The organism is Paenactinomyces guangxiensis (assembly GCF_016055185.1).
GTDB lineage: Bacteria > Bacillota > Bacilli > Thermoactinomycetales > Thermoactinomycetaceae > Paenactinomyces > Paenactinomyces guangxiensis.
Map to the genome: position 1 here is coordinate 230,272 of NZ_JAECVR010000001.1, position 26,681 is coordinate 256,952.

The window sequence follows — 26,681 nt, forward strand, 5'->3', positions numbered from 1 at the left end:
CCTTTCTTTACACTAAAGTTGTCCAGATGCTTATTTTCGGATCTCTACTTGAATCACGAGTCCTGTATGTTTGTTTTATACAATATCCCCATTTCGTTATACTTCCCGGTCTCTCAATGGCAAAAACCCCTGACACCCAGTCAGAGGTTTATCACGCGGGGATATTCACCTGTAACAGGAGCCGTTCCACGGCCAACACTTTATCTATTTTTCCCGATTTCATCTCCTGATCAGCCGCAATCGCCCTGGCAAGCAAAGAGCGAAGGGCTTCTTCGGAAAAAGCCGCACTTTGCCGGAGAGCCAGCTTAACCGGATAGGGGTGGACTTTGAGATGGGAGGCCATTTCTTTCTCAGACATCCCCTGCCGGGCCAGAATCTTTACCTGGAGCATTAAGCGGAACTGGCGGGTAATTAAGGCTAATATGCGAACCGGCTCCTCCCGTTGATAGAGCAAATCATACCAGATGCTAAAAGCTTCATCTATTTTCCGGCGGGCAATACTGTCGGTCAGCTTAAACACGTCATGTTCCAATGTTCTCGGAACCAGCTCTGATACCACTGATGGGGTGACGGTTCCGCCCTTTCCGACGAAGGTGGCCAGTTTGACACACTCCTGGTAAAGGAGACGCAAGTCGGTCCCGGCCAATTGTACCAGTTCCCGCAGAGCTTCCTTCTCTATATCCACCCCCATCTGCTTCAATCTCTTTTGCAGCCAGTGCAGCAGCTCGCTCCCCTTCAGAGGTTCAAACTTCATTGTATATGCTTGTTTTTCCAGGGCTTTGACCACTTTTTTTCGTTTATCCAATTGATCCGACGGAGCGACCAGGATCACCACGTTAGACGCAAGTGGCTGTTCGAGATAAGAGAGCAGTGTTTCCGGTTTGTGGTCCACTCCCCCGCGTTTTTTGGCTGTGGAGAGGAAGCCGGCATTTTTTCCGATAATCAGGCGCCGGTCACCGAAAAAAGGCGGAGTTTCTGCTTCTTGCACCAGTATTTGAACCGGAACCTCTTCTAAATCCAAGGTGGTTACATTTCCGAACTGATCCTCTCCCGGCATGAGTTGATTCCGCATCCACTCAACGGTTTCCTCAATTAGAAAGGTTTCTGAACCGTAAAAAAAGTAAACCGGCCGGACATTCTGTTTCTTTATTTCCTGGAGCAGTTGTCGGTCCATCCATTCTTCACCTCATCCGTCCCCATTTACTTGTGTATTTTCTTTTGTTCCACATCAACCGTTACTTTTTCCCCGGTTTCTTCCCCGTTTTTCCCCTTAAATACCAACTGGATCTCCCGATTTGACTTCCAGGAAAATCCGGTTAGTTCACCTTCCTTAAACACTTTACTTTGATATTGGATTTCTCCTGATGCCTTCCGGACGATCAGGCGATTCCCTGTCAAATGGGCTTGATACGTTTTTTCAGGAGACCAAACGGCTTGTGTGGAACTGGCTGATGACTGATCCTTCGTATCCTCAGGCTCTTCAGCGATGGTGAGCGATTCCGCGGGAGCGGCTTCACCCTGGTTGTCTTTTGCTGCCTGATTCGTCATAGAGGGTTGCGGTTCAAACTTCTCCGGGATGAGGGGGTAAACAAGCAGTCCAATCAAGAGAACAGCTGCTGCGATGCCTCCGATTTTTGCCTGCCATGACCGATACCACGGTACTTTAACGGTCGTGCGCTCCGGGGAAACCTGATTTTCATGTTCAGGAGTTTGATCGAAATCTCCGTCAATCGTCGGGAGGATGGAATCCACCACGCTAACCGGGGGCACAACCTTCGGGAGTCCGGATAACTGATCAGACAAGCAACGAAACTGTTCGGCCAGTTTGGCATCTTCCGGCAAAGTCAGCAAATGCGCTTCCAGTTCTGCTTTTTCCGCCGGGGATAAATCGTTGTCCAAATCGCGCTGAATGAGATCAATTATTTTCTCACTTTCCACTGGGTCGCCCCCCCTTCCTGATATTCCGACAGCCATTCCTGAAGCTGTTTTCTCGCCCGAAACAGATGAGACTTGACCGTATTTAAAGGCAACTGCATCGCTTCTGCGATTTCCTGATAGTTATACTCCTGCACATATCTTAAAATGATAGCCGTTCGCTGAGGGTCCGGTAAACGGTTGATGGCTTGCTTCAAGTCTGAGGCGATTACTCCCCGCTCTACTTCCCGAACAGCTTTCTTGTCTTCCTGCCACGTCTCCTCATGCATCAGAACTACCTTCTTTCTTTTCCGGAACTGATCCATGCACACATTGGTCACAATTCGTTGTGCCCAAGTATGTAACATCGAGTCCCCCTTGAAAGAGGGAAGGTGTTTATATATTTTCAGCAATGCCTCTTGAGTGGCATCCAATGCATCCTGCTCGTTTTTCATCAAGTAATAAGCCGTTCGGTACACGCGTGTTTCCAATTGTTTGAGCAAGAACACAAGCGCCTCTCTGTCACCGGATTGGGCACGCCGTATGATTTCCGGTTCAACCAATCGAACCCCCCCCTAAATAGATAGACTTGATTTTTCATGCATTAGTTGCAAATCCGACAGGATATTTACACCTATTGTATGTAAACCTCTCGCCATTTCAAACGGCGAGCTTCTCGTTTCATCGAGCCGACTTCTGCCGTACTCTCCGCGAAGGCCAGTTCCTGGCCTGTTGATTCTTAAGAAGCTTTTTGTCTGGCGAGTTGTAGAATGTTGATGGCCGCATTGACATCCCGATCCTGTTCATAGCCACAAAAGGGGCAACAATGAACCCGTTCGGCCAATGTTTTTTTGACGATTTCACCACAGCTTGCACATCGTTGACTGGTTTGATGGGGGTTGACCTGAACCACACGCTTACCAGCACTCTCAGCCTTGTAAGCCGTGTATTGCCATCCCGCATCGACGATGCTTTTCGCCAGGTGATGATTCTTTACCATCCCTTGCACGTTCAGATCTTCAAAGGCGATCAAATCGTATCGCTTCACCAGCTGATGACTGATCCGATGCGCGTAATCCTTCCGCTAATTGGCAGTTTTCTCATGCGTTCGGGCAAGAAGACGGATCGCCTTTTTCCAAGCGGGAAGTGTCTTCTTCTGATCATAGTAGGACAAAGTCTTCCCTTCCGTTCGGTAGGCATGAATCCGTTCGTCCAGAAGGCGATATACAATAAGCGGCACCGTTCCAGAGTGAAGTCGATCCTTTCCTGTTGTTCCTTCGGGTATAACCGGAATTTGTAGGTGCGTAGCATCACTCTCCCCCGGATTCCCGCTCGCATTTCCTAAAATCAATCTGCATGAGGTAGCATTGTTTTTATCGCGGTCCGGTCCTGCCCGATTTGAACTGTAACCGCTCCATGCAAATCTGTCCGCCAAATGCGCACTCCGTATGATTGAAGCCGCTGAATGATTTCAGGTGAAGGATGCCCGTACCTGTTTCCTGTACCTGCCGAAATAACCGCCTGGCGGGGGCGCAGTGCTTGCAGCCACTCCTCCTGTGTGGAAGTGCGGCTGCCATGATGTGCAACCTTGAGCAGGTGTACTTCCGGCAAATCCCAGGCAGACAAGATTTTCTTTTCCCCTGTGTGCTCTAAATCCCCCGTCATCATCACCCGGTAATGATAAACGGAGAGAAGAAACACCACAGAATCGTCATTGCTTCTGTCTTTGGAACCAAGATTTTTCCGGTCCGGATGTAAAAACTGCCACTTCACCCCCGGTTCAATCTCCCGGGTTGATCCAGGGGACACGGTGTACACGGGAGTTCCCTTCTTCACGAGAGTTTGTAACAGTTTCCCTTCCACAAGTGACCGGGGCGGATGCGGATTGCGAATCACCCGTCCCACCGGAAACCGTTCCGCAACCGCTTGTAACCCTCCGATATGATCCAGATCTCCGTGGGTAAGCACCAGCTCGTCAATCCGTCGAATTCCGCGGTACTTCAAGTACGGAACCAGAACTTTTTTTCCCACTTCAAACGGATCACTCCTCTTTTGCCAGCTCTCCCGGGGAAACGCAGGGATCCCTCCCCCATCAACAAGAATCACTTTTCCCTTCATCGTTTCGATCACAGTACAATCGCCCTGACCCACATCCAAAAAGGTGATGGTTGCCTGCTCTCTGTCCCATGCAGGCATTTGATGGGCTGCAACGATTAAACTGGTAAAACACAAACCGGCAATCACACGATGCCTGGCTGAATCAATCAGATCTCCCGTCCAACTGATCCATAAATAAACAGAAACCATCCCATAAAACAGGATCCAGACAAACGAAGGCGGCACCCAGTTGGCATGAACCCAGGGCAATTGCAACAGCAGATAGACACCCGTATGTATAAGATCAAGCAACAGGGAAGCAAGTTCAGCCAGAAGACTTCCCCAGGATTCTTTGACCAGGCTGACCCCTAAAGCCAGCATGGAGAGGGGGATGACAAGTGAACTGGTCACGGGCACAAATAAAAGGTTGGCAAGCCAGGAGATAAATGAAAACTCATGAAAGTGACGGATCAGAACCGGAAAAGAAACCACCTGGGCCACCAGGGTAACCGCAACTCCCTGGTTCAACCATATCCACGGGAAAGGAAGCTTTTGCGCAAGCGGTTTTACACAGATAATCAGCGCGGCGGTTACCAGATAGCTCAGTTGAAACCCGGCCTCAACCATTTGATACGGGTTGACCCACAACTGAATCAGCAGGGAGAATGCCAGAAACGAGAGGGTATCTTTCCACCGGTTCAACAGGACCGCAAGCATTGCTAAACCTGCCATCACCGCAGAACGGACAACCGGAGCCCCGGCACCCGTCAACAGAACATAAAATGGAAGCGACAGCATAACAAACAGAGCCGCTTTCTCCCTCGTCAGCCCGGCTCTTTTCAGTATAAAATAAAGACAGGCGACAATCACTCCCACATGGAGGCCGGAAATGGACAGCAGGTGGACAATTCCCAATGCAGAATAATCTGCTTCCAAATCAGGGTCCACTTCATTCCGTTCGCCCAGCAACATTCCCCTGATCAATCCGGCGTGTTCGGGAGAGTAGATGTTTTCTATTTGCACACCTAAACGATTTCTCAATTCATCCATCCATACAAACAAATGGGGCCGGTCCGAAACGATTTTGATCTGTCCAAATGACTGATTTATTCCCAGCCAGTGAATCTGCTGCCGGTACAAATAAGCCCGGTAATCAAATGCACCCGGATTTCTCGGAGGTGAAGGGGTCTTTAGTGCGAGAGGCATTTCTACCTTCCAGAACCTCTGAAACTGGTGCGCTTTTTCCCATTCTTCCTTACTTTTCAAAACAACCGTTACTTTAATGATCTCATCAGGGATGCTCCGCACGGTTGACCCGGATCGCAAGTTTTGCACTTTCAGCTCAAACAGCAACCGGTCCCCGTCTACCTGTGGCCGGGAGCAAATCTCTCCGGCAAGAACGGCATTCCACTCTTCACGGGAGCCTGCGATTTGTTTTAAGACAGAATGGTTGTGTATGTCCACATAAGCCATCCTCGCCGCTCCAATTGCCCAGCCCAATAGAAAGAGCGTGATGAGCAGCCCCTTGCGATACTGATAAAACAGCCATCCGCCCACCACGGCAACACCCATTGCCATGCAAAGATAAAAACCGACACTTTTCCACCACCCGTAACAGAGCAAACTGCCGGTGATCCAACCCAAACTTAGCAACACCAACGGTCTCTTCAAGCCATTGTCCCACCTGTCTGTTGAAAGCTTAAGAAACCAATTCCCTTTATTTCGACATTTCCCTTCCATATTGTAGAAAAATAGAAGTCAGGCTTTAAAATTCGGCATTCCGGGAGGGGATTGATATGTAATCGAGGAATGTTGATAAAACCCTTACCTTGTACTCAAAAGTACAAAGTAAGGGTCTTTTTTAGCGTAAACGAAACCCGGAGCAACAATCTGTCATATCAGAGCCTTGTTTCTCCGGCTTTTTGCCCAGTCATAATTTCCTTCATAACGGGTGACAGACTGATTTTCCAGCCAGTAGATCGTGCCAAACAACCGGTTTAAAAAGTAGCGGTCATGCGAGACAGCGATCACCGTTCCCGAAAAGCCGGCCAGTGCCTCCTCCAGTACTTCCCGGGAGTCAATGTCCAAATGATTGGTCGGTTCATCCAACATTAAAAGATTAATATCCTGGTACATCAATTGGGCCAGGCGGAGCCGCATCCGTTCTCCGCCACTCAGCTCTTTTACTTTTCGGAAGACGGCGTATCCGTAAAAGAGAAAGCGGGCCAGAATGTGCCGGGCTTCTCCCTCGGTGACGTCCACCTGGTCGCGAAAGGCCTCGATCACCGTCTGTTCCAGATCGCCGTCATAGCCTGCCTGTGAGAGATATCCCGCTTTCACTCCGGCTCCCAGTCTTACCGTTCCCTCATCGGCCTGTTCCTGCCCCGACAGAATCCGCAATAAGGTTGATTTTCCCGTTCCGTTTGCCCCGACAATGGCACATCTTTCCTGAAAGCGCACCATCATATCCACGTCGGCAAACAATAAGCGCTCAGCAACGATTTTTCCCAGCTTTTCAACCATCACCACATCGTTGCCGCTGCGGTCCATCATCTCAAATTGCAACGACATCTTTTTTCGCTCCAGGATCGGCCGCTGGATCTTTTCCATACGCTCCAATGCTTTTTCCATACTTTTGGCACGGCGGTGCATTCCGGCATTTGGGGGATTGGCCCGGTTTGCCCACTCTTTTAACCTTTTGATGGTATCTTTCATCTTCTTTATCTTTTTTTCTTGTTCCTGATACGCTTGAAACTCCAGCAGCAACTTCTCTTCTTTTTGCCGGACAAACGAAGAGTAGCTCCCCCTGTAGACAGTCACTTCCCCGTCCTCCAAATCCCAGGTTTCCCGGGTAACCCGATCCAAAAAATAGCGGTCATGGGAAACCACGATGACAGCCCCTTGATATTTATCGAGATATTCTTCCAACCATTCAATTGCCCGCAAATCAAGATGGTTGGTCGGCTCATCCAACAACAGCAGATCGGGGTCGCCAAGCAAAAGAGTGGCTAATCCCACTTTGGTCTGTTCACCGCCGCTGAGTGAATGAAAGGATTGTTCCCACATCTGTTCATTAATGCCCAGCCCCTTCGATACCCGGGCAATCCGCGATTCAATCTGGTAGCCGCCCTCCTCGGCAAAACGCTGTTGCAGGGCGTCCCAATCCTGAAGAAGTTTTTCAAGCCTGTCCGGGTCTTCGTATTGTTCAGCCATCTGTTCAGAAATCTGTCTTATTTTTTGCTCAATCCGGAACAACTCGGCAAAAGGCCGCTCCAGTACCTGTTTAACTGTTGTTCCCAGAGTAACATCAGAAATCTGGGCCAAATATCCCACTTTTGCTTTTTTGCGAATAAAAATTTCTCCGTGATCAGGTGATTCCATACCCGCAATACATTTGAGCAATGTTGTTTTTCCGCTGCCATTGGCTCCAACTAAACCGATTCGCGCTCCGTCATGGACTTCTGCTTCGATCTGTTTCAGTACCCACTCGGCACCTAACATTTTTTTCATTTGATGACATGCACACACAATCATCGACGACACTCCTTTTTTTGCACAGAAAAAGCCATCGGCAAGCAAACCCCGCCGATGGCTTTTTCCGCATCCGTATGAAAAAGGTGAGGGTTTCTTACGCACGAACATGAATAGATGCTGTTTGGCTAAAAAAGGGCACACGAATCCCGTTAAAAGCCAAAACATGGGTAATGGCAGTGATTTCCACAGCCAGCCAAACCATGCATCCATTCAATCCGGTGCGCAAGATCCTCACCTCCTTGTCGTCGATTCTATTTCACATTTATTTTAATGAAAAAAAATTTATTCCGCAAGGCGGTTTAGTAATTGTTCAAGCAGTTGGGAAAGGTACTGAACTCCTTGTTCCTCGGCTTCTTTCGCCTTAGTCAGCCATTTGATTGCCTGTTGGGACTGGTCAGACTGGTTCGGCTCCCCGCCGCCCGGAAACGGAAACAGGCAGGTAAGAGCGGTTAACACTTCCGCAACCCGGGTATATTGGACTGCCGCTTTTTTTAACAGAATCATCTCCTGCGGGTGAAGCAGACCAGTGCAGTCATTGCCCAGCCAGAAGGCAAAATGAGCGGCAAACCGGCGGGCATCGGCAACAACTGCTGTATTGTAAGCATTGCCAAAAGGATCTACATTCCCGCCGCGAAATGCCTCAATCCAGGCATGATAAGCCGCCAGCCCGTTTACATATCCGGGGATGGTACGCTCACGCCCATATGCGTGATCAAGGATCATCTGCAAAGAAGATGTAAGCATTTTGCCAGGGTCTGTTTTTTTAAAATTCCCGACAGTTAAAACCGCCAGTTCCTTCAGCTGTCCCTGCCCCAGCTTCATATATGGCAACATTTGTCGGGCTTGAAAATCAACTGCCTCAAATTGCTGTTTCCCGTCATCATAGCCGTAGATTAAACCAAACTCGGGCACAAACATATCCCACACAATCGCCGGCTTACCCCGGTCAATCGACGTCTGGATCGCTTCCATCGCCTCAGTTAACCGGTCACCCGAAAACTTTTCAAACTGATATTCAGTCGTTCCTACATAGCGGCTTTCAAACCCGAGATTGGCAAGAGCTTTTGTTAACACCTCATCCCAGATAAAAGCGGTCGGACCGGCGACATCCACATCACCCGGATGGATGTTAATGCGAAAGGCCAGGCTTGAATACCCCATCAATTCAAACGTGCTGATCCCTTTTTGTTCCGTAACATTCAAAACACCTTTCATCGCCGCTCCGATGGAAGTCCAGGTTTTCGCCTGGTTGTACCCAACCGGAAAGTCTAATACTTTTTTACCCATAGCACCAATCCCCTTTCGATGGTTCAGGTATGCCCGGACATGCAGGCGCAGGTGCTCTTGCAACAGCTTTCGCTTGGAACGGTGCAGGGAAGTGTAAACCCGGTTTTTGGAGATGGAGAGGAAGCGGGCGATCTCCACGGGTGTAAGCTCCTCAAAAAAGAAACATTCAAAGATTTGGCGCTCTTTTGGCTTGGCAGGGTTTGGATCATTTCCATATTTTCCTGCTTCATCACTTGTTCAAGCGGATCAGAAGTCTCTGCCCTTTTGCCCTCCAGCAACTCAGCCAAACTGGAAAGTGAATCCGGGAGTCCCGCATTTGCAGACCCGGACATAGGCAGCTCTTTCCGAAAAGGCCCCCCTCTCCTCAGTTTCATATATGCCTCATTGCGCACGATCCGTTCCAGCCAGGGAACAAAACGCTCCACATCCATCAAGCTGCCCAACTTCAAGAAGGCCCGTATTAAAGCTTCCTGCACAATATCCTCCGCCAGGTGCTGATCATGCGAAATGGAAACCGCCCACCTCATCGCCCTGGCCCGGTGCAGACGAACCAGTTCTCCAAATGCTTCCCTGTTTCCCGCCCTCGCCTGGCCGATCAGCAAGGAGTGTTGATCAATCACTGATTTGTCTTCTTCGTTGTTCTTTTCAAGTACCCTTTGGCTGCCCACTCCGTCCAGGCTCCCCTTTCATTTGAAATGCTATATATACCAGATGCCATGGGAACAAATTTTCTTACAGCATTGATGTCACTTTTTTGTCATGTAAAATACGCGCCTTTTTAACGCGGGCCAGATATATCATAAATTGAAAGAGTACTTTTGGTAGCATCAGATCGATGACTACTTAAAGTTACTAATCTTATTGACAGGGCAATATAACAAAATTTCACTGTTTATATAATGTTTATATATCGAATAGACCATAATATTTTCAAAAAGATCTATGTTCCTTATCTTATTCAACTTTTTATCGATCACATTCATACCTGTATAGTTATTATTAGTAATCATATTGTCTGATACAACATCCAATAAATAGATATCATTATCTGATTCCAATAATTCGAGAAGTTTTATTTTCAAAAAAATTCCACCTTATCATAATCATAAAGTTCGTAAACTGTCTCTCACACCTTAGATGATCATATCTTATAATTGAGACAGAAGATCAAAGTGGCTTAAACAATGGAGAAGCTCACACGCTTTAAAAAGAACTGTGTTCTTCAACCGATTAGGTGAGGTTTGAGATCACCGTTTGACAGGAATGCTGGTATACCCCATTATGAAAGAGTTAGGTTAGCTAACCCTTTACAAAGGAGGAACGGCGAAATGAAAAAGTAATCGGATCCGGTCACTGGCTATAATCAGTATTTTCAAGTGGATATGACGAAGATTTGGTATGGACGTGATGACTGAGGCTGCCTGTTTGCTGTGATTGATGCCCCGGGACTTTTGGGGTTCATTAAGATAATACTATTTTTATAGGGAGTTCGAAATTAAGATGAATATCTATCTGCACAAGAAAGCAGAGAACTTTATTCGTAGGTGCTATAATGAATTAGGAAAATCAGATAGAGAAACATATCATAGATTAAAACAAATAAAGAGAGAAATAGATAGTTATGGTTATTATGAACACACATATGAGGAATTATCTCACGGCGCCAAAATGGCGTGGCGAAATTCAAACAGGTGCATTGGACGTTTGTTTTGGAATCGTTTAAATGTTTTTGACGCACGTCATTTAGAAAAAGAGAACGATATTTTTCAAGAATTACTAAATCATATCAAATATGCAACTAATGGTGGGGAAATTCGTCCTACCATCACCATTTTTAAACCAAAAATCAACGGGAAAGAACATGTTCGAATTTGGAATCATCAGCTAATCCGTTACGCAGGATATGAAACAAGTGATGGAATTGTCGGTGATCCTGTATCAATCTCCTTTACCAAAGTTTGTATGGCAATGGGATGGAGTGGACCGGGCACTCATTTTGATATATTACCACTTGTCATTCAAGTAAATGGCAAGCAACCACAGTTCTTTCCAATACCAAAAGAATTAGTTCTAGAAGTGCCAATTCGACATCCACATTATAATTTGTTTGGAGATTTTGAAGTAAAATGGTATGCCGTTCCAATGATTTCTGACATGCGTTTAGAGATCGGCGGTATTCATTATGTGGCGGCTCCATTTAATGGATGGTATATGGGCACAGAAATTGGAGCCAGAAACTTGGCAGACGAGTTTCGCTACAATTTGCTTCCCCGCGTAGCAGAATCTCTAGGTCTTAATATAAGGTCTAATGCTACCCTGTGGAAAGATCAAGCACTTGTTGAGCTTAATATCGCTGTGCTTCACTCTTTTAAAAGATATGGTATTACTATTGTCGATCATCATACAGCGGCCCAACAATTTAAGGCATTTGAAAAAAACGAAGCCAAAGCAGGACGAGACCTGACTGGTGATTGGAGTTGGCTTATTCCTCCTCTATCCCCTGCCGCAACACATATCTTTCATCATCAATACGAGGATAAAATCATGACACCTAATTTTTTCTATCGTCCATATGAATAACTCAATAAAGCCGCTATACCCATTGGTATAAATCAGGCCAAAAAGTATCTTCAAACGAGGGTTGCTTATTTTGAGTTTCATGCATACAGGTATCACTACATAATCGTCCCAGTATCCATCGGATACTGAGTAGTAAAGGGAAGGCGGTTATTAGGTCGCCTTCCTTTTCCTTGTTATGGAAAATTTTACTTTCGTATAGGGCATACTTTCCTAAACGACTGTTCTTGTTTAACTGACACTCGTGTTTGGGCAATGGGAACTTCAGGGGCGTTTGATGGCAACAGGGGGTACTTTTTGTTATGTTCTAATATTCAGGGGGCATTTTCACATGCCGAAGCTGAGCACTACCCTGGCAATTTTAAATCAAAGTGCTGAATGCGATCTATTCCAGTGTTTCCGCTACACTGTTTGTTTTCGCAATCCCCCTCCCAGCCTATGCGAAGCAAATACAATATAATATCATCACGGCAACAAAATATGCTCTATAGGTGATATTATTCTGTGAGATCCCCTAATCTTCAACAAACAAGGTGTAAGGACGGTATTGAACGGTATAAGAGCAGGAAAGTTCTTCACCTAATCTTTGGGTCAATTTTTCACCCTTTTCATTCAGCCTCTTGGCAAAGGGCCTTGTCACACCATTGTACTCGTGAGCCGTCAGATGTTTGTCGAAGTCCATGTTCCAGTTCATCAGTTCTTTTTTTAGTTCTTCCGAGACCGCGAAATCGTCAAGAGATAAATTAGCTTGACATTTACCGCACCAAACAGGGTCAGCAGACACCTCTGCTTCAACGAGAATGTAAAAGGTTTTATCACAGAAACAAACCTCTTTCATAAAACCACCATCCTATGTATAGCCTTTCGACACTAGGCCCTCATGCTTGTCAACCGCAATAATCTATGAAATCCCACATGGAGCTGTTAAATCCCCTATACTATTATCTATTTGATTCCGCATCCCGTAGCCAATCTTCCACCCATCGTTGCATTCGCAAAAAATCTTCTTCTTGTCGCCTTCCCGACAAGTCCCGTATCATGCGTAATCCTGCCCATGCATTGAATATGGATAAGGAGCCGGGGTGGCCTGCTGCCTGTTCATAACCACGTAGCCATCCTCTTTCGAAGTCTCTGACAGCTCCTTGGGGCAGAACGGATCCTGGCCGTAGTCCTTCGAGTCGAAGAATGGACATGGTTCTGGCTATGTCAAACCTCGCTTCACCTTTAGCAGCATTAGCCCAGTCAATGACGGCTGTAATGGTCTGCCCGTCGGTGAGGACATTTAGGGGATGAAAGTCAAGATGCACCAGAACATCCTGTTTGTACCCCTTGAGAAAGGTGATCCTTTGCATGACTTCGATTTCAGCATATGTCTCAGGAGTCAACCAATTTTTGCTTTCCTTATCCACTGACTCCGGCACAGGAATCCGATGGATGGCCGCCTGAACACGCCCAAATTCAATCCCCAATCTATTTGCACTGTCGGGTCTTTCGATGAGCTCACTAGCCAGTGTCCGCCCTGGCGACCATTCCATCAACATAGCGGACCACTTCCCCATAATTTTACCAAATGAACTTTGGGTACCGGAATACCATGATCAAACACTAATCGTATGATATTTTCCTCTCGTGTGAATTGCTGATGTCTCTGCCGGGGAAGCAGACGCAGTGCGTATGTAGCTCCTTGTGAGGTTTCAACCTTCCATACGGAGCTGTCCTGTCCTCCAATTATCTGGGTACATGAATAAACAGATTGTACCCCAAGATCATTTAAGATTACCTCCATATTCATTGTTTCGCCGCCCTTTCTCAGCGTTTTCGTTTTATAAAAAAATTCCCCTCCGTTTACTTATCTCAAGCCTGTCGAATGAGGGGGAGAAACTCAAAATATATTAAAAGTTCGTTTGGTCTATCATCCTCTCACCTCCTTAAAAGCCCAGCATTCGCTTTTCCCATAATAAAGACAACATCGCCCATTCGGATAACCTTGCCCCGCAATAACGAAAAGCTGAGGTCTTTTCCATCCGGTGTTACAAATGTTACCGAAATTGGCTGGATAATTTCCTTTAAAGGGCGGTATTCAAAGAGGCAAAATGAACTAATCACATCATTCTCCACATAGTCATTTTGATCAAGATTTGATGCAGCTTTTACATCAAATTGAGGATGATTACCGAAATCTTTCATAAAGGACTTGACCTGTTGGGCCGGCCCTTCCACCCGTAGTCTCAGCATTTCTCTCACTCCAAATCAATAACTCCGGACTTAATGACAAATGAAACTTTCAACCATCGATTTTGCCGCTATCATGGTTACTCTGTTTGGTGATGGTCGGTAATAAATTTTTGCGATCCACTCTGCCGTTTGTCAGATTCGTGTCAAAGACGCGGTCGGAACATTTGAGATTAAATGTATTTCGCAATTCCTTATTTACTTTTTCAATTTCAGGGCGGGAATAACCCAGTTTTGCCAGAACATAGATCATAGCAGCCGTTGCATCCTCTTTTTTTATCATAGCCGTCTCGCTTTGTGCCGAAGGTTTTTTCTGCCTCAAGCTGATCTCCTCCTCTCCGGGGCAACTCCACTCCCATCCCATTTCTGAACAAAAAGCTTTTGTGATTCCCTTTTGCGTGTTATAATAGAAGGGTCGAAATTATTTTTGTTGAGCCATTTCATACGTGGCTCTTTTTTTATGGGAACATATCAAAATTCCTGCCCGCAAACACCTTTACTCCTTCTTCTATCTCCGCGTGGATCACATCGAACAACGGAATCCTGATCTCCCCTCCTCCCGCTGTCACCAGTTGCACAATCCGCATTTGTTGATCCGGTTGCTTCTGAACATAACATTTAAAGCAAACTTCATCCGGCTGACTCATTTCTTTGTCTTCCCATTCTTTGTGAACCAGCTTCACCTGTGAGCCTTGTTCAAGCTGACACAAAAACGATTGAACCTGATCAGCCCGGCCTTCAACCTGCATTTTGATCAACCTGTCCCACCTCCAAAAATGGTAAGCTTACATGGAAAAGATTAACTCCACTCTCCACAATCCAATCATGACATAGTATAATATCTTTTACAAATATTTAAAATTATTATGATGGTATTTAAGTTTGCTGATATAAAAACCAATCTTGACATCCTGGCTATAAATCCAATGAAATCAAGCGGTGCTGAAACAATTTTTAATTGAAAACAGTGATTTCGCTTCGATTTTTCGCCGTGGATTTCTTTTAAAAAATTTCAGACAGGGGGAGTATAATTGAGGGATTACATTTTTGTTTCTCATGAGATGGGGAAATTCCTGAAAAAGAAGAGAAAAGCAAAAAAGCTGAAACAGGAGGATCTTTCCGAAGACGGCATTATTTCTACCGGCACCATCAGTAATCTTGAAAAAGGCGGTGTCCGGGTCAGCAAAGAGAAACTTGAGTATCTGTGCAAAAGTTTGGGTACAAGTTTCAATGATCTGCTGCGATATGAAACGAAAAATAAAAGGGACAGAGAAAACAACTCGGAATTACAATTGATGAGAATTGAACACGATCTGGCAATGGACAATTTAAATGAAGGCTGGGAAGAATTAAAAAGAATGTTCTTGGAAAAAGATGATCCACACATGGTTAACCTTTATTTCCTCAAAGGAAAATATTATGAAAAGAAAATGAAATGGGACTTGGCGCAAGTCAATTATCTGGAAGCAATTCATTACATTGATCAACGTCCACACTTGTTAACTACCAACATCAAAGCGATGTGCTATAACGGTTTAGGCAGGATTTATACTCAGTTAAACAACGTAGATCAAGCATTGATTTATCTGGAAGAAGGGCAAAATTCATTTGTTGCAAATGGAGAGAGAAAACATGTTTATTTTCATTTATTAATCAGTAAAGTGATTTATCTGGAAAAATTGCATCGTTATAATGAAGCCTTACTTATTTTAGAAGAAATGTGGGAACAGATCCATCAGATTGACAGCACAGAGATCAAACTCAATATGTATCAAATGCGGGCTGCCATTCTAAACAAATTGCAGTTGTATGACCATGCCATTAAATTTGCAATGGAAGGCATTAAAAAGGCTTGGATTGATATAATGTATGACCGTTCATTTGAATTGTGGAGCACTTTAGCCGAAAGTTACAACAAAAAAGGCTGGCTCGAAGATGCTGAAAAATGCTTTCAAACCGCACTTCAAATGGAAAATAAAGTGGCAAGAAAGCATATCATTCCCCCTACATATACGAAATTGGGTTTGCTATACTTAGAACAGGGAAAGATTAAGCAAGCCCACGGCAAATTGGAAGAAGCAGTCAGACGGGCTGAAAAAACCAATGATGTATTTACTCTGATTGAAGCATTTTTGGGACTGGGTGAAAGCCATTTAAAGCAGGGAATCAAAGCAAAAGCAAAACGGTATCTAGAAAATGCTTTTGATTTAGCCAGCGAACATAATCTCCACTTTAAAAAGAGCGAAATTTTAATCAGATTAATCACTTGCTGCAAGAAAGATTATCCTGAAAGTTACCAAAAGTATGTTGACGAATTCTTAAAGGTTCATTTAGAATTACGTGAAGAAGGAGGACGGGAAATCATGAACTATCTTGATCAAATGAACACAACCCAAGTTCAACTTGGTGACCCCCCGCCAAATGAGTGATCTTCACAGTAGGTTAATTTAACTTAACAAATAATCTGACATATTTAAATCTTAATTATACAAACAAACTCAGTCCTTTAAACTTAATGTTTAGAGGGCTGAGTTTTTTATATTTGAAAATAAATCCATTCAATTTCCAATTGCCAAATTGAGAATAATAAAATTCTCCTCCTTATGGATGAATAACCGGAATGGTTGTGGTATGATTTCATTAAGTAAACACTCAATGAAATAGCGGGGAACAGAATGAAGAATTTAACAAACCGACAATTACAGGCACTGGAAACAAAAAATAAATTAATTGATGCAGCCTTGCTTGTTTTCGCAAAAAAAGGATATTCAGCAACCACCACCAAAGATATTGCCAGAGAGGCCGGCGTTACCGATGGATTGATTTATCATTACTTTAAATCTAAAGAGGATCTGCTATGGGCTGTGATCGATAAGCATACTCTTAATCATGAATTAAGCAAGATAGCTGCTGATGCCGGAACCAATGAGCCAGTGGAAACGATTTTAATTCGCATGATCCATTCATTGTTTGATTTATTGCACGAGAAGGCCGGGTTGATCGTGATGTTCTTTGGAGAGTCGCAACGAAATGCCGCTGTGAGGGAACGTTTGGCACAACTGATCCAACAGGGGACTCAGATTTTTTACCAGCTTCTGTCGGAACGAATGGACGCTCAGGAATTGTACTTAAAAATTGCCATCCGAAACCTTTTAACTTCCCTTGTGATGTATTTCTTAACTGATGATCGGTATAATAATGATGTCAATCAGAGGAAAGAGTATATTAAAACTACCGTTCATCAGTTTCTTAAAATGTTCAATTAATTTTTTTACCCATTTCATTGAGTGATTACTTAACAAAATACTGGAGGGCAGTATGATGAACACTGATGTTGTTATTGTAGGAGCCGGCCCGGGTGGATGCGTGTTAAGTTATCTTCTGGCCCGGAGCGGTGTCAAAACCGTATTGCTGGAACGGCATGACCGCTTGGACCGGGAGTTTAGAGGTTACTTTTTTCAGCCATTGGTGCTGAAGTTTTTTGAACAAATGGGACTGTTAAACGATGTTCTGAAAATGGAACATGAGAAAGTTGATGCCTTTCATTTTATTGATCACGGGAAAACTCTTTTTTCAGTAAGATTTGATGATCTGCCCAAACCTTTCAATTATGGGCTTATTATGTCACAACCATTACTGCTTCAATTTTTAATTGATCAGGCATTGCAATATCCTAACTTTACATATTTAAACGGAGCGATAGCGAAAGAGCTGATTCAAGAAGGAAGCACAATTAAAGGAATTAAAATCAAACGGCGAAAAGATGAGGTGACCATTAAAAGCGGATTGGTAGTTGGGGCAGACGGACGTTATTCGACAGTCCGAAAGTTGTCAAAAATACAAATTGAAAAGGAACAACACAAATTTGATTTTATCTGGTTTGATATGCCTGCATCAAAAGACAGGAAGTATCCCCTGCAAATCCGGATTGAAAATAAAGGAATGTTGATCTATATTCCAAAAGGATCACAGGTTGTTCAGGTAGGCTGGGTTATTCGGAAAGGAACCTATCCTGAAATCAAGAGCAAAGGAATTGAACACTTTCAAAAGCAGCTCATAGCCGTAGATCCCGGGTTAGAAGAGGAGTTGCCCAAACATTTACTTGATTTTAAACAGTGTTCCGTTCTTGATATTCAAACAGCGACAGCAAAACAATGGGTGCGGGATGGTTTGATGCTGATTGGAGACGCAGCGCATATTGCATCTCCATTTTCCGGCCAGGGAAATAGTCTGGCCATTCAGGATGCTGTGGTGGCTCATGATGTTATTATGAAGGCATTGGAACAGAAATCATTTTCTTTGCCATTACTCAAGCGCTACGAAGAAATCAGACGGCCTGCTGTATTGCAGATTCAAAGGATACAAAAGAGACAAGCTGACTTAATCGGAATAAGCAACCCTCTGCTCCTTCAACTGCGAAGGGCAGTTATTCCGTTGATTGGAAAAACCGCTTTATTTACAAAAATGCGGGACCAACTTGCTCTGGGTGCGCAGCAGATAACGGTAAAAACCGCATATTTTAAAGACTGATGAATCACTTTAATAAAAAACAATCTATACAGAAAGTTAATAAAAGTATGTTGACGAGTTCTTACAGGTTCAATTAAAATTATACGAAGAAGGAGGTCAGGAGATCACGAAATATCTTGGTCAAATCGACACAACTCAAGCTCAACTTGATAAAGACACTGACATGCTTAAATCTTAATTCTACAAACAAACTCAGTCTTTAACTTTATTGTGTAGAGGGCTGAGTTTTTTTATATTTAAAATAAGACTTTTCCATACTTACCATTCCAAATGGATCAGCAGCTGGAAAAAGCACATTCGCATGAAACATAATTTCACGAAAAGGAGGGGATCATGATTGATCTGGTTGGCAATTATTTTACCGGCGTTCTTTTTTCTCACCATATTGCCCAGGGTGTGGGTGTACCAAAAACATGATGGCGGATTCAAGGCCCTGCAGGTACTTCGCTTTATTGGCGGAATCATCTATGGCTGGTTCGTTTTCTATGTTCTGATGGCAGATGTGACTTGGTCTGCTTACTTTGCTTATTATGCCTGGATCATTTTTATACTGTTATTGATTGATTCGATTACCTATGACGACGGAAGTGATTTGACCCCGTTGACGGGGTTCGTTGCTTTACTCGGGATCTTGGTTTACCTGTATATGTTGATCGTCTATCCGTTTACCATCAAACAAGATAAGTATGAATTTGTCCAGGCAAAGCAAACCGAAAAAATGTTAGAACCAATCAATGAACAGCATATTCCGGTTGTGCCGAGGGAGTATGCGAGATACAAAATGGAAAAAGTGCTGGAGAAGGCAGCCAATTATTTCTATTATAATCTGGGAAAAGCAACAATCCAAAAAATCAATCAGCGTTTAGTCTGGATTGCCCCCATCGAATATAAAGGATTTTTCAAATGGTTGAGTGCTGATACTGTGCCGGGATATATCATGATGGACGCAGAGGATCAACGGGCAGAAGCCAAACTGGTTTCTCATAAAATGAAATATGTGAACAGTGCTTATTTTGGTGAAAATGTCAATCGTCTGGTACGGAAAACATACCCCCACTATGTTCTGATGGAGGCTTCCTTTGAGCCGGATGATAACGGGAAACCATATTTTGCAGTCAGTTACGGAGAATATAACAAATATCGCGATGTCAGGCAGGTAAAAGGCGTCATACTGGTCTACCCTGCTTCCGGTAACATGACGAAGTATGAGATGAAAAATATTCCCGCCTTTGTGGATCAAGTTGTTCCGGCTGACATTGCGTATGAGCGGAACGAATGGTTTGGTCTTTATAAACATGGCTTCTGGAATTCGGTTCTGATGAAACAGGATGTACATGTACCTACGCAATGGGAGGACGCAGATGAGGTGGTGGCCGTTTTTGACCGGGATTTAAATATGCATTGGGCTACGGATCATACCCGTGCAGAAACAGATTCCGGTTCGATGGTAGGATATTCCCTGGTAAACTCGCGAACTGGAGAGTTAACCTATTATACAGGCACGAATGGAATTCTAAATGGTCGTACAGCTATGAATGTAGTGGAGAAAACGTATCGGGAGAAACAGTGGAAAGCGGCCAGTCCTGTTTTATATAACATCTATGGTCAGTATACCTGGGTCATTTCCGCTCTGGACGCCAATGGTGTGTTGCGGAAAATAGCTCTTGTTAATGCCAGAGATGAAAAGGTAATTGGAGCTGGCGATTCCAAACAGGAAGCTTTTAACACTTATCAAACCGCCATTTCCATCGAACTGGATGGAGACAGTGCCACCCCTTCCAAAGACGTTGTTCTGACGGAGAAAACCGGTATCGTTCAGGCTGTATATAAGGCGACGACAACAAATGATACCATCGTCCAGATGTTGCTGGAGGGAAACGACAAGATTTTCACGCTTCGATCATCCAAATTTCCGTATGCAGTTTTTGTGGAAAAAGGCCACCGGGTGAAACTCAAATATTTAGATACAAAAGAAACCATTGTCTCCGTCAAGGAGTTTAAAAATGAGACCTTGCAGAAGTAATTGGTTCATGCATGAAGTTGGAAACTCGCTTTGCAGATGATCGTTTTTATATGATCCAGCGGATGGTCATTTCATCCTTTGTTTTACACGCAAAAAACCAGCAGATATTCAGGTCTGCTGGTTTTTTTGTTTATACCCGCGGCAGGGTAATTCCGGTTTGATTCTGGTATTTCCCCTGTTTATGGCGATAGGAGACCTCACATGCTTCATCGCTTTCATAAAATAACACCTGGCATAAACCTTCGTTGGAATAGATTTTGGCGGGAAGCGGGGTGGTATTGGAGATTTCCAGGGTAACGTGTCCCTCCCAGCCGGGTTCAAACGGTGTGACGTTGGTAATGATGCCGCAGCGGGCATAGGTTGATTTGCCGACACAGACGGCCAGCACATTCTCCGGAATCCGGAAATACTCAACCGACCGGGCGAGGGCAAAGGAGTTGGGCGGAATGATGCAAACATCTCCTTTAAAGTCAATAAACGAATCAGAGTTGATCTTTTTCGGGTCAATAATTGTGTTTAAGGCGTTGTGAAAGATTTTATATTCATCTGCTACACGCAGATCATAGCCGTAACTGCTCAAACCGAAGCTGACCGCTTCTCCTTTTCCTACGTTGCTTTCAATAAACGGCTCAATCATGTGATGTTCGATGGCCATTTTCCGGATCCACTTGTCTGACTTAATGCTCATCGTTAAACTGCCCCTTCTATCAATCTCTTTTCTCCCATTGTACATGATGATAAACAAAAGAAAAACGCCTCCGATTGAGACGTCAGCGATCATCATTTTCCAGATACGGCCACCTGGACTTTTTCCGCGATTGCCTGCGCGAGATCATCAATCAGATCGTCTGCATTTTCCAGACCGACGGACAGGCGCAACAAGCCATCTGTAATTCCGTGTTTGGCGCGTACTTCCGGCGGCATGGAAGCATGGGACATCCGGGCGGGATAAGATAAAATGCTTTCAACTGCCCCCAGGCTGACCGCCACAATCGGCAACCGGACCCGGTTTAAAATATGATGCACCTTTTCCTTGCTGCCAACATCAAAGGAAAGAACCGCTCCGTGTCCGCTTGCCTGCATATCCTGCACATGGTGACCGGGATGCGAGGGTAAGCCGGTATAATATACCTTTTCTACATCGGGATGTTGTTGTAACCAGAGTGCCAGCTTTTCTGCACTTTTCGTTGATGCTTCCATCCGCGCCTGGAGAGTTTTGAGTCCCCGCATCACCAACCAGCAGTCCTGCACTCCCAGGATCGCCCCAAACGCATTTTGCAGTAGCGCGATTTGTTCAGCGATTTCTTCATCCTTCACTGCCACCAGTCCGGCAACCACATCACTGTGCCCGCCGATAAATTTGGTTGCGCTGTGGACAACAATATCTGCTCCCAACGAAAGCGGTTGCTGGAAATAAGGAGTTAGGAAGGTATTGTCCACAATCGTCAATAAACGGTTGGCACGGGCGATTCCAACAATCCCCTTCAAATCTGTCACTTTCAATAAAGGATTGGAAGGAGTTTCAACATAGATGGCCTTTGTGTTGGCACGAACGGCGTTATTTACCTGATGCAGGTCAGTTGTATCGACAAAGGTGGTTTCAATCCCCATCCGGTCAAACACTTTTGTCAGTACACGGTATGTTCCCCCATACACGTCCTGAGAAACAATCAAATGGTCTCCCCGCGAAAAAAGCAGGAACACGGTGGAGATGGCTGCCATCCCCGAGGCAAAAGCGAAGCCGCGACATCCCCTTTCCAGGCTGGCAATGGTTTCTTCCAGGGCGTGACGGGTCGGGTTTCCCGAACGGGCATAATCAAATTCACCCGGTTGATCAATGTTAAACTGATGGTAGGTAGAAGCCTGGTAAATCGGGATGCTTGAAGCACCGGTGAAGGAATCAATCTCGTTTCCGTTATGGAGCAAACGTGTTTCAAACCTCATCTTACTCTACCTCCTTGATTGACTGTCCGTTCTGCTTGTGCAAAAGCATTTGCCAGGTCCTGCTTCAAATCGTCCACATGCTCAATGCCTGCGGAGAAACGCAAAAGCCGCTCGCAGACCCCTACTTTTTCACGAATGTCCTGCGGGATATCCGCATGGGTTTGCGTTGCCGGGTAGGTGATTAAACTTTCCACTCCCCCTAAACTCTCCGCAAAAGTAATAATCTTTAAATTTTCGAGAAAAGGTCCAATCCATTGTTTATTTTTGACACGAAACGAAAGCATGCCGCCACAGCCTTTTCCCTGCTCACTGAGGATTGATCTGCTTTTTTCGTCCAGCTCGGGATAGAAAACTTCCGTCACTCCCGGGTGTTCGTGTAAAAACCTGGCCAGCTGACTCGCATTTTCCTGATGTTTTTCCATACGCAGAGCCAATGTTTTCATGCCTCTCATCAACAGCCAGGCATCGAGAGGCCCCAGAGTGGCTCCGATGGAATTATGGATGAACCGAATCCGTTCCGAAAGCTCTTCCCCTTTCGTGACGATCAACCCGGCCAGCACATCGTTATGTCCGCCCAAATACTTGGTGGCACTGTGAATAACAATATCTGCACCCAATTGAATCGGCTGTTGATGATACGGAGTCATAAAGGTGTTATCTACGATAGATAATAATTGATGCCGCCCGGCGATCCGGCATATCGCCGCCAGATCGGTCACGCGCATCAACGGATTGGTGACTGTCTCGATAAAAATTGCTTTTGTATGGGGACGGACCGCCTGTTCAACCGCATCCAGGTCCCGCAGATCAACATAGGAAAAGGTAAGCCCAAAACGTGATAGAACTTCTTCAAACAAACGATATGTACCGCCGTAGAGATCAAGGGAAACAATCAGGTGATCCCCTTTGGAAAAGATTCCCATTACGGTTTGAATGGCCGCCATTCCCGAACTGCAGGCAAACCCGGCATCCCCGCCTTCCAACCGGGCGATGCTTTCTTCCAGTACGTCACGGGTCGGGTTTGCCGTGCGTGAATAATCATAGCCTGTGCTGACACCGAGGCCGATATGTTCATAAGCAGTGGCAAAGTAGACAGGGAAACTGATTGCACCCGTTTTTTTCTCTTTCTTGGTTCCAACTTGAGCCAGTTGTGTTTCCAGTCGCAAAGGTGGTACCTCCTGTCGAGATGGTTAAGTTTCCGGCGTTTCAAATCGATGAAAAAAGCCTCTTCTCTTTGGATAAGAGAAGAGGCCGGCTATTCCTCAGCATCTTCTCTTATCTTTCAGGAACAATCGTTCCTGCAGGAATTGGCACCATCCGATGTGGGATTCACATCGAGGTTGCCGGGCTTCATCGGGCCAGTCCCTCCGCCGCTCTGGATAAGAGAATGAATTTCATATGCAAATATCATGGTTTAGATCAGATCGTAATACTTGAAATGATTATATTCACGTTTTATCTCATTGTCAAGAGATTTAAATATATTCATTAACTCACATACACATACATTTAATTGATTTCCTGCAAACCTTTCCCTTACAATGGTTGTAACCGTTTCAATTTTACTATTTTTATTGGAGGTTCCTTATGTCAAATAACAAATCCCTCATTGAGCTGACAGATAAATACGGAGCAAAAAACTATCACCCCCTTCCGATCGTCATTTCCAAAGCGGAAAGAATCTGGGTGGAAGACGCGGACGGAAAACGCTACATGGATATGTTAAGCGCTTACTCCGCTCTCAATCATGGGCACCGCCATCCACGTCTCATTCAAGCCTTAAAAGATCAGGCGGACAAAGTAACCTTAACCTCCCGCGCTTTTCATAACGACCAGCTGGGAGCCTTTTATGAAAAAGTGGCACACCTGACCGGAAAAGAAATGGTTCTTCCCATGAACACCGGTGCAGAAGCTGTAGAAACCGCGATCAAAGCGGTTCGCCGCTGGGCCTACGATGTGAAAAAGGTTCCGGAGAACCAGGCAGAGATGATCGTCTGTGAGGAGAATTTCCATGGCCGGACCGTCACTGCCGTCTCCCTTTCTTCCAATGATGAATATAAACGGGGATTCGGGCCGCTCACACCCGGATTTAAAATCATTCCCTACGGGGACACAGAAGCCCTGAAAAGGGCCATCACCCCAAATACCGCCGCATTCCTGCTTGAGCCGATCCAGGGGGAAGCCGGTGTAATCGTACCGCCGGAAGGATACCTGAGGGAAGCTTATCAGATTTGTAAGGACAACCATGTTCTCTTCGTCGCGGATGAAATCCAAACCGGCTTTGGCCGTACCGGGCAAACATTTGCCTGTGACTGGGAAGATGTAAAACCGGATATGTATATTATGGGCAAGGCTTTGGGAGGCGGAGTGATGCCCATCTCGGCAGTCGCCGCAGATAAGGAGATCCTCGGCGTGTTTGAGCCGGGGTCACACGGTTCCACCTTTGGCGGAAACCCGTTGGCTTGTGCTGTTGCCATCGCCGCACTGGATGTTCTTGAGGAAGAAGAGCTCACAAAACGCTCCCGGGAGCTTGGGGAACACTTTATCGGTGAACTGCGCAAAATCGACAACCCGCACATAAAAGAGATCCGCGGTAAAGGTTTGTTTATCGGTATGGAACTTGATCAACCGGCCCGTCCCTATTGCGAACAATTGATGGCCGAAGGGCTCCTGTGCAAAGAAACCCATGAAAACACCATCCGTTTCGCTCCGCCGCTGATCATTACCAAAGAGGAGCTTGATCTGGCACTGGATAAAGTGCGTAAAGTGCTTTCGAAATAAAAAAGGCGAACCTTCTCTGCCATGGCAGAGAAGGTTTGTTTTCATTTATTAACAAAGGACTGGGCCGGCTGATCCATTCATTCCACTGTGATTTGATCACGAAATTTCGCCAGTGTCTTCTCCCCAATTCCCGGAACATCAGTTAGATTATCAACCGATTGAAACTTTCCGTGTTCTTCCCGATAGCGAACAATTGCCTCTGCTTTAGAAGGGCCGACTCCGTTTAGCTGTTGCAACTCCTGTACGGTTGCAGTATTCACATTTATTTTTGCGGAAGGGTTTTTAGACTTGTCAAAAGAATCTATATCTTGTCCGGCTGTCGGCGATGCTTTGGCTGTCCGGTATATGTCCGGAACGGTTTCACCTTTTTTCGGGACGTATATCACCATCCCGTCTGCCAAGGGTTGGGCCAAATTCACTTGATTGAGATCAGCTGATTGATTTGCTCCGCCCGCTTTTTGAATGGCCTCGTAAACCCGGGCAGTTGCAGCAAGTTCATAGATGCCCGGGTTATTGACAGCACCTTTTACATCTACAATCAGCCGGGGAGCTTTTTTGGAAATTGCCGGAGAACCCGAACCGGAAACTTTTTTCTCTTTGGCCAGCGGCTGATACGGTTGCAGTGAAGGTTCAGCCTGTTCAGCTGAATTTCCGTCATCGCCCAAAAAACTGAATGCTAACAGCACCATGCATACTCCCAAAGCAACCGCCAGTACTTTCTCTCTCAACGTCCACTCGATCCGTACCAATTTACCGCCTCCTCTGAGTCATAAGTCACGAGAGTGATTCATTCTCTTTCATATCAGCCTGTCCGGTTACGTAAGAATAAAAATATTGTTCTGCGATGGTTGCAGACTAGGAGGGATCACCTGTGAAGATTGGCTTTATCGGAACCGGAAGCATGGGACGCACGTTGGTAGAAGCATTTATTCACGCCCAAACGTTCCTGCCGTCAGAGATTGTGATCAGCAACCGTACGCAAAAGACAGCCGATCAATTGGCGGCCGCATACCCGGGTATACAGGTTGCCCACAACAACCTTGAACTGGTTCAACAAGTCTCCTGTTTTTTTATCTGCGTAAAACCGGGGGAATTTCGTCAGGTATTTGAAGACATCCTCCCAGGCATCAAAGCTGACCAACTGGCAATCTCCATCACCAGCCCTGTGATGCTCGAAGATTTGGAAAAATGGCTCCCCTGCAAAGTAGCCAAGATTATTCCCAGTATCACCAACCAGGTCCTGTGCGGCAGCTCCCTTTATATCCCCGGTTCCAGAATAACCCCTAAGGAAGAGCAGTGGCTGCATCAACTGCTTTCCACCATCAGCAACCCGTTGAAAGTAGATGAAAGACATACACGAATCTCCTCAGATCTGGCAAGTTGTGCCCCGGCCTTCCTGGCAAATATTCTGGAGCAAATGGTGGAAGCGGCCGTGAAAAAAACAGGGATTCCCCCTGAAACAGCCGCTCCGCTGGTAGCCCAAATGGCATTGGGAGTCGGAAAATTGCTCACTGAGGGCGGGTTCTCATTGCATTCACTCCAACAGCGTGTTTCCGTCCCCGGAGGAATCACGGCAGAAGGCCTTGAACTGCTTGAACAAGAATTATCTCCTGCATTTGACAAACTTTTTCATATCACTCATGCCAAGTACGAGGAAGATGTTGAAAAAGTAAAGCGTTCTCTTCAATATCGATCCATATGACCTGTTCCCATTTTTCCATATAATATAACTTTTACCAAAAAATTCAAACCCCCGGCGCCG

General features: G+C 45.4%; 27 protein-coding genes and 1 riboswitch. Of the genes, 7 read left to right on the forward strand and 20 right to left on the reverse strand.

Going from position 1 to position 26,681, the window contains the following annotated elements; all coding sequences use genetic code 11:
* Positions 1-151: 151 nt before the first annotated feature.
* The 10 genes from holA to I8U27_RS20440 all read right to left on the reverse strand — a co-directional run bounded on the left by holA (position 152) and on the right by I8U27_RS20440 (position 9,500).
* Entirely contained in the window at positions 152-1,174 is a 1,023-nt protein-coding gene (holA, locus tag I8U27_RS01200; protein WP_181750315.1) for a DNA polymerase III subunit delta, read from the reverse strand.
* A 26-nt stretch (positions 1,175-1,200) separates the two neighbouring features.
* A complete protein-coding gene (locus I8U27_RS01205; RefSeq protein WP_181750314.1) occupies positions 1,201-1,938 on the reverse strand; it encodes an anti-sigma factor family protein in 738 nt (245 codons plus the stop codon).
* Entirely contained in the window at positions 1,920-2,477 is a 558-nt protein-coding gene (locus I8U27_RS01210; protein WP_181750313.1) for an RNA polymerase sigma factor, read from the reverse strand. Before I8U27_RS01210 ends, I8U27_RS01205 begins: the two co-directional genes overlap by 19 nt.
* 176 nt (positions 2,478-2,653) lie before the next feature.
* Positions 2,654-2,962 (reverse strand): RNA-guided endonuclease InsQ/TnpB family protein, encoded by a 309-nt coding sequence (locus I8U27_RS01215; RefSeq protein WP_181750312.1) that lies wholly within the window; start codon positions 2,960-2,962, stop codon positions 2,654-2,656.
* Positions 2,959-3,225: a helix-turn-helix domain-containing protein gene (locus I8U27_RS01220; protein ID WP_181750311.1), complete on the reverse strand. Its 267-nt coding sequence runs from the start codon at positions 3,223-3,225 to the stop codon at positions 2,959-2,961. The genes I8U27_RS01215 and I8U27_RS01220 overlap by 4 nt, the downstream gene beginning before the upstream one ends.
* Before the next feature lie 36 nt (positions 3,226-3,261).
* Positions 3,262-5,682, reverse strand: a complete 2,421-nt coding sequence (locus I8U27_RS01225) for a DNA internalization-related competence protein ComEC/Rec2 (protein ID WP_181750310.1) — start codon at positions 5,680-5,682, stop codon at positions 3,262-3,264.
* 222 nt (positions 5,683-5,904) lie between these two features.
* Positions 5,905-7,545, reverse strand: a complete 1,641-nt coding sequence (gene abc-f, locus I8U27_RS01230; RefSeq protein WP_220185833.1) for a ribosomal protection-like ABC-F family protein — start codon at positions 7,543-7,545, stop codon at positions 5,905-5,907.
* 94 nt (positions 7,546-7,639) lie between these two features.
* Complete coding sequence (locus tag I8U27_RS20900; RefSeq protein ID WP_258567721.1) at positions 7,640-7,771, reverse strand: RAxF-45 family protein; 132 nt, start codon at positions 7,769-7,771, stop codon at positions 7,640-7,642.
* A gap of 56 nt (positions 7,772-7,827) precedes the next feature.
* Complete coding sequence (locus I8U27_RS01235) at positions 7,828-8,970, reverse strand: hypothetical protein (RefSeq protein WP_309506076.1); 1,143 nt, start codon at positions 8,968-8,970, stop codon at positions 7,828-7,830.
* Entirely contained in the window at positions 8,856-9,500 is a 645-nt protein-coding gene (locus I8U27_RS20440; protein WP_309506075.1) for an RNA polymerase sigma factor, read from the reverse strand. Before I8U27_RS20440 ends, I8U27_RS01235 begins: the two co-directional genes overlap by 115 nt.
* 832 nt (positions 9,501-10,332) lie before the next feature.
* Between I8U27_RS20440 and I8U27_RS01245 the strand changes: the two genes are divergently transcribed.
* A complete protein-coding gene (locus I8U27_RS01245; protein ID WP_181750309.1) occupies positions 10,333-11,412 on the forward strand; it encodes a nitric oxide synthase oxygenase in 1,080 nt (359 codons plus the stop codon).
* Between the two features lie 511 nt (positions 11,413-11,923).
* On the opposite strand, the gene I8U27_RS01250 is transcribed toward I8U27_RS01245, so the two are convergent.
* From I8U27_RS01250 to I8U27_RS01275, 6 genes are all read right to left on the reverse strand, one after another.
* Complete coding sequence (locus I8U27_RS01250) at positions 11,924-12,247, reverse strand: hypothetical protein (protein ID WP_181750308.1); 324 nt, start codon at positions 12,245-12,247, stop codon at positions 11,924-11,926.
* 103 nt (positions 12,248-12,350) lie between these two features.
* Positions 12,351-12,950 (reverse strand): phosphotransferase family protein, encoded by a 600-nt coding sequence (locus I8U27_RS01255; RefSeq protein ID WP_181750307.1) that lies wholly within the window; start codon positions 12,948-12,950, stop codon positions 12,351-12,353.
* The gene (locus tag I8U27_RS21240; protein ID WP_181750306.1) at positions 12,944-13,201 is read right to left on the reverse strand and encodes a phosphotransferase; all 258 of its coding nucleotides are present in this window, start codon (positions 13,199-13,201) and stop codon (positions 12,944-12,946) included. The genes I8U27_RS01255 and I8U27_RS21240 overlap by 7 nt, the downstream gene beginning before the upstream one ends.
* A 128-nt stretch (positions 13,202-13,329) precedes the next feature.
* Positions 13,330-13,596: a hypothetical protein gene (locus I8U27_RS01265; RefSeq protein WP_181750305.1), complete on the reverse strand. Its 267-nt coding sequence runs from the start codon at positions 13,594-13,596 to the stop codon at positions 13,330-13,332.
* Between the two features lie 97 nt (positions 13,597-13,693).
* Positions 13,694-13,963 (reverse strand): hypothetical protein, encoded by a 270-nt coding sequence (locus I8U27_RS01270; RefSeq protein ID WP_181750304.1) that lies wholly within the window; start codon positions 13,961-13,963, stop codon positions 13,694-13,696.
* A 136-nt stretch (positions 13,964-14,099) separates the two neighbouring features.
* Positions 14,100-14,399: a hypothetical protein gene (locus tag I8U27_RS01275; protein WP_181750303.1), complete on the reverse strand. Its 300-nt coding sequence runs from the start codon at positions 14,397-14,399 to the stop codon at positions 14,100-14,102.
* 273 nt (positions 14,400-14,672) lie between these two features.
* On the opposite strand from I8U27_RS01275, the gene I8U27_RS01280 reads away from it, so the two are divergent.
* The 4 genes from I8U27_RS01280 to I8U27_RS01295 all read left to right on the forward strand — a co-directional run bounded on the left by I8U27_RS01280 (position 14,673) and on the right by I8U27_RS01295 (position 20,194).
* A complete protein-coding gene (locus I8U27_RS01280) occupies positions 14,673-16,070 on the forward strand; it encodes a helix-turn-helix domain-containing protein (protein ID WP_181750302.1) in 1,398 nt (465 codons plus the stop codon).
* A 246-nt stretch (positions 16,071-16,316) separates the two neighbouring features.
* Positions 16,317-16,907, forward strand: coding sequence for a TetR/AcrR family transcriptional regulator (locus I8U27_RS01285; protein ID WP_181750301.1), 591 nt, complete (start codon positions 16,317-16,319; stop codon positions 16,905-16,907).
* Between the two features lie 55 nt (positions 16,908-16,962).
* Positions 16,963-18,171, forward strand: coding sequence for an FAD-dependent oxidoreductase (locus I8U27_RS01290; RefSeq protein WP_181750300.1), 1,209 nt, complete (start codon positions 16,963-16,965; stop codon positions 18,169-18,171).
* Between the two features lie 337 nt (positions 18,172-18,508).
* Positions 18,509-20,194, forward strand: a complete 1,686-nt coding sequence (locus I8U27_RS01295; RefSeq protein WP_181750299.1) for a hypothetical protein — start codon at positions 18,509-18,511, stop codon at positions 20,192-20,194.
* A gap of 130 nt (positions 20,195-20,324) precedes the next feature.
* On the opposite strand, the gene dcd is transcribed toward I8U27_RS01295, so the two are convergent.
* The 3 genes from dcd to I8U27_RS01310 all read right to left on the reverse strand — a co-directional run bounded on the left by dcd (position 20,325) and on the right by I8U27_RS01310 (position 23,304).
* On the reverse strand, positions 20,325-20,882 hold the full coding sequence (gene dcd / locus I8U27_RS01300) for a dCTP deaminase (protein WP_181750298.1): 558 nt from the start codon (positions 20,880-20,882) through the stop codon (positions 20,325-20,327).
* A gap of 92 nt (positions 20,883-20,974) precedes the next feature.
* Positions 20,975-22,138, reverse strand: coding sequence for an aminotransferase class I/II-fold pyridoxal phosphate-dependent enzyme (locus I8U27_RS01305; RefSeq protein WP_181750297.1), 1,164 nt, complete (start codon positions 22,136-22,138; stop codon positions 20,975-20,977).
* Positions 22,135-23,304, reverse strand: a complete 1,170-nt coding sequence (locus tag I8U27_RS01310) for an aminotransferase class I/II-fold pyridoxal phosphate-dependent enzyme (RefSeq protein WP_181750296.1) — start codon at positions 23,302-23,304, stop codon at positions 22,135-22,137. Before I8U27_RS01310 ends, I8U27_RS01305 begins: the two co-directional genes overlap by 4 nt.
* Before the next feature lie 106 nt (positions 23,305-23,410).
* A riboswitch (SAM riboswitch) is annotated at positions 23,411-23,524 on the reverse strand.
* Between the two features lie 201 nt (positions 23,525-23,725).
* Here I8U27_RS01310 and I8U27_RS01315 point away from each other — a divergent pair.
* Positions 23,726-24,919: an ornithine--oxo-acid transaminase gene (locus I8U27_RS01315; protein WP_181750295.1), complete on the forward strand. Its 1,194-nt coding sequence runs from the start codon at positions 23,726-23,728 to the stop codon at positions 24,917-24,919.
* Positions 24,920-24,996: 77 nt separating this feature from the next.
* On the opposite strand, the gene I8U27_RS01320 is transcribed toward I8U27_RS01315, so the two are convergent.
* Positions 24,997-25,668: a helix-hairpin-helix domain-containing protein gene (locus tag I8U27_RS01320; protein WP_181750294.1), complete on the reverse strand. Its 672-nt coding sequence runs from the start codon at positions 25,666-25,668 to the stop codon at positions 24,997-24,999.
* A gap of 122 nt (positions 25,669-25,790) precedes the next feature.
* Here I8U27_RS01320 and comER point away from each other — a divergent pair, with 122 nt between their 5' ends.
* Positions 25,791-26,621, forward strand: a complete 831-nt coding sequence (comER, locus tag I8U27_RS01325) for a late competence protein ComER (RefSeq protein ID WP_181750293.1) — start codon at positions 25,791-25,793, stop codon at positions 26,619-26,621.
* Positions 26,622-26,681 lie beyond the last annotated feature (60 nt).

Coding starts and splice junctions, on each gene's coding strand:
- holA (WP_181750315.1), bottom strand. CDS start 1,174: ATGGACCGACAACTGCTCCAGGAAATAAAGAAACAGAATGTCCGGCCG.
- I8U27_RS01220 (WP_181750311.1), bottom strand. CDS start 3,225: ATGCTACGCACCTACAAATTCCGGTTATACCCGAAGGAACAACAGGAA.
- abc-f (WP_220185833.1), bottom strand. CDS start 7,545: ATGATTGTGTGTGCATGTCATCAAATGAAAAAAATGTTAGGTGCCGAG.
- I8U27_RS01245 (WP_181750309.1), top strand. CDS start 10,333: ATGAATATCTATCTGCACAAGAAAGCAGAGAACTTTATTCGTAGGTGC.
- I8U27_RS01250 (WP_181750308.1), bottom strand. CDS start 12,247: ATGAAAGAGGTTTGTTTCTGTGATAAAACCTTTTACATTCTCGTTGAA.
- I8U27_RS01255 (WP_181750307.1), bottom strand. CDS start 12,950: ATGTTGATGGAATGGTCGCCAGGGCGGACACTGGCTAGTGAGCTCATC.
- I8U27_RS21240 (WP_181750306.1), bottom strand. CDS start 13,201: ATGAATATGGAGGTAATCTTAAATGATCTTGGGGTACAATCTGTTTAT.
- I8U27_RS01265 (WP_181750305.1), bottom strand. CDS start 13,596: ATGAAAGATTTCGGTAATCATCCTCAATTTGATGTAAAAGCTGCATCA.
- I8U27_RS01285 (WP_181750301.1), top strand. CDS start 16,317: ATGAAGAATTTAACAAACCGACAATTACAGGCACTGGAAACAAAAAAT.
- I8U27_RS01290 (WP_181750300.1), top strand. CDS start 16,963: ATGAACACTGATGTTGTTATTGTAGGAGCCGGCCCGGGTGGATGCGTG.
- dcd (WP_181750298.1), bottom strand. CDS start 20,882: ATGAGCATTAAGTCAGACAAGTGGATCCGGAAAATGGCCATCGAACAT.
- I8U27_RS01305 (WP_181750297.1), bottom strand. CDS start 22,138: ATGAGGTTTGAAACACGTTTGCTCCATAACGGAAACGAGATTGATTCC.
- I8U27_RS01315 (WP_181750295.1), top strand. CDS start 23,726: ATGTCAAATAACAAATCCCTCATTGAGCTGACAGATAAATACGGAGCA.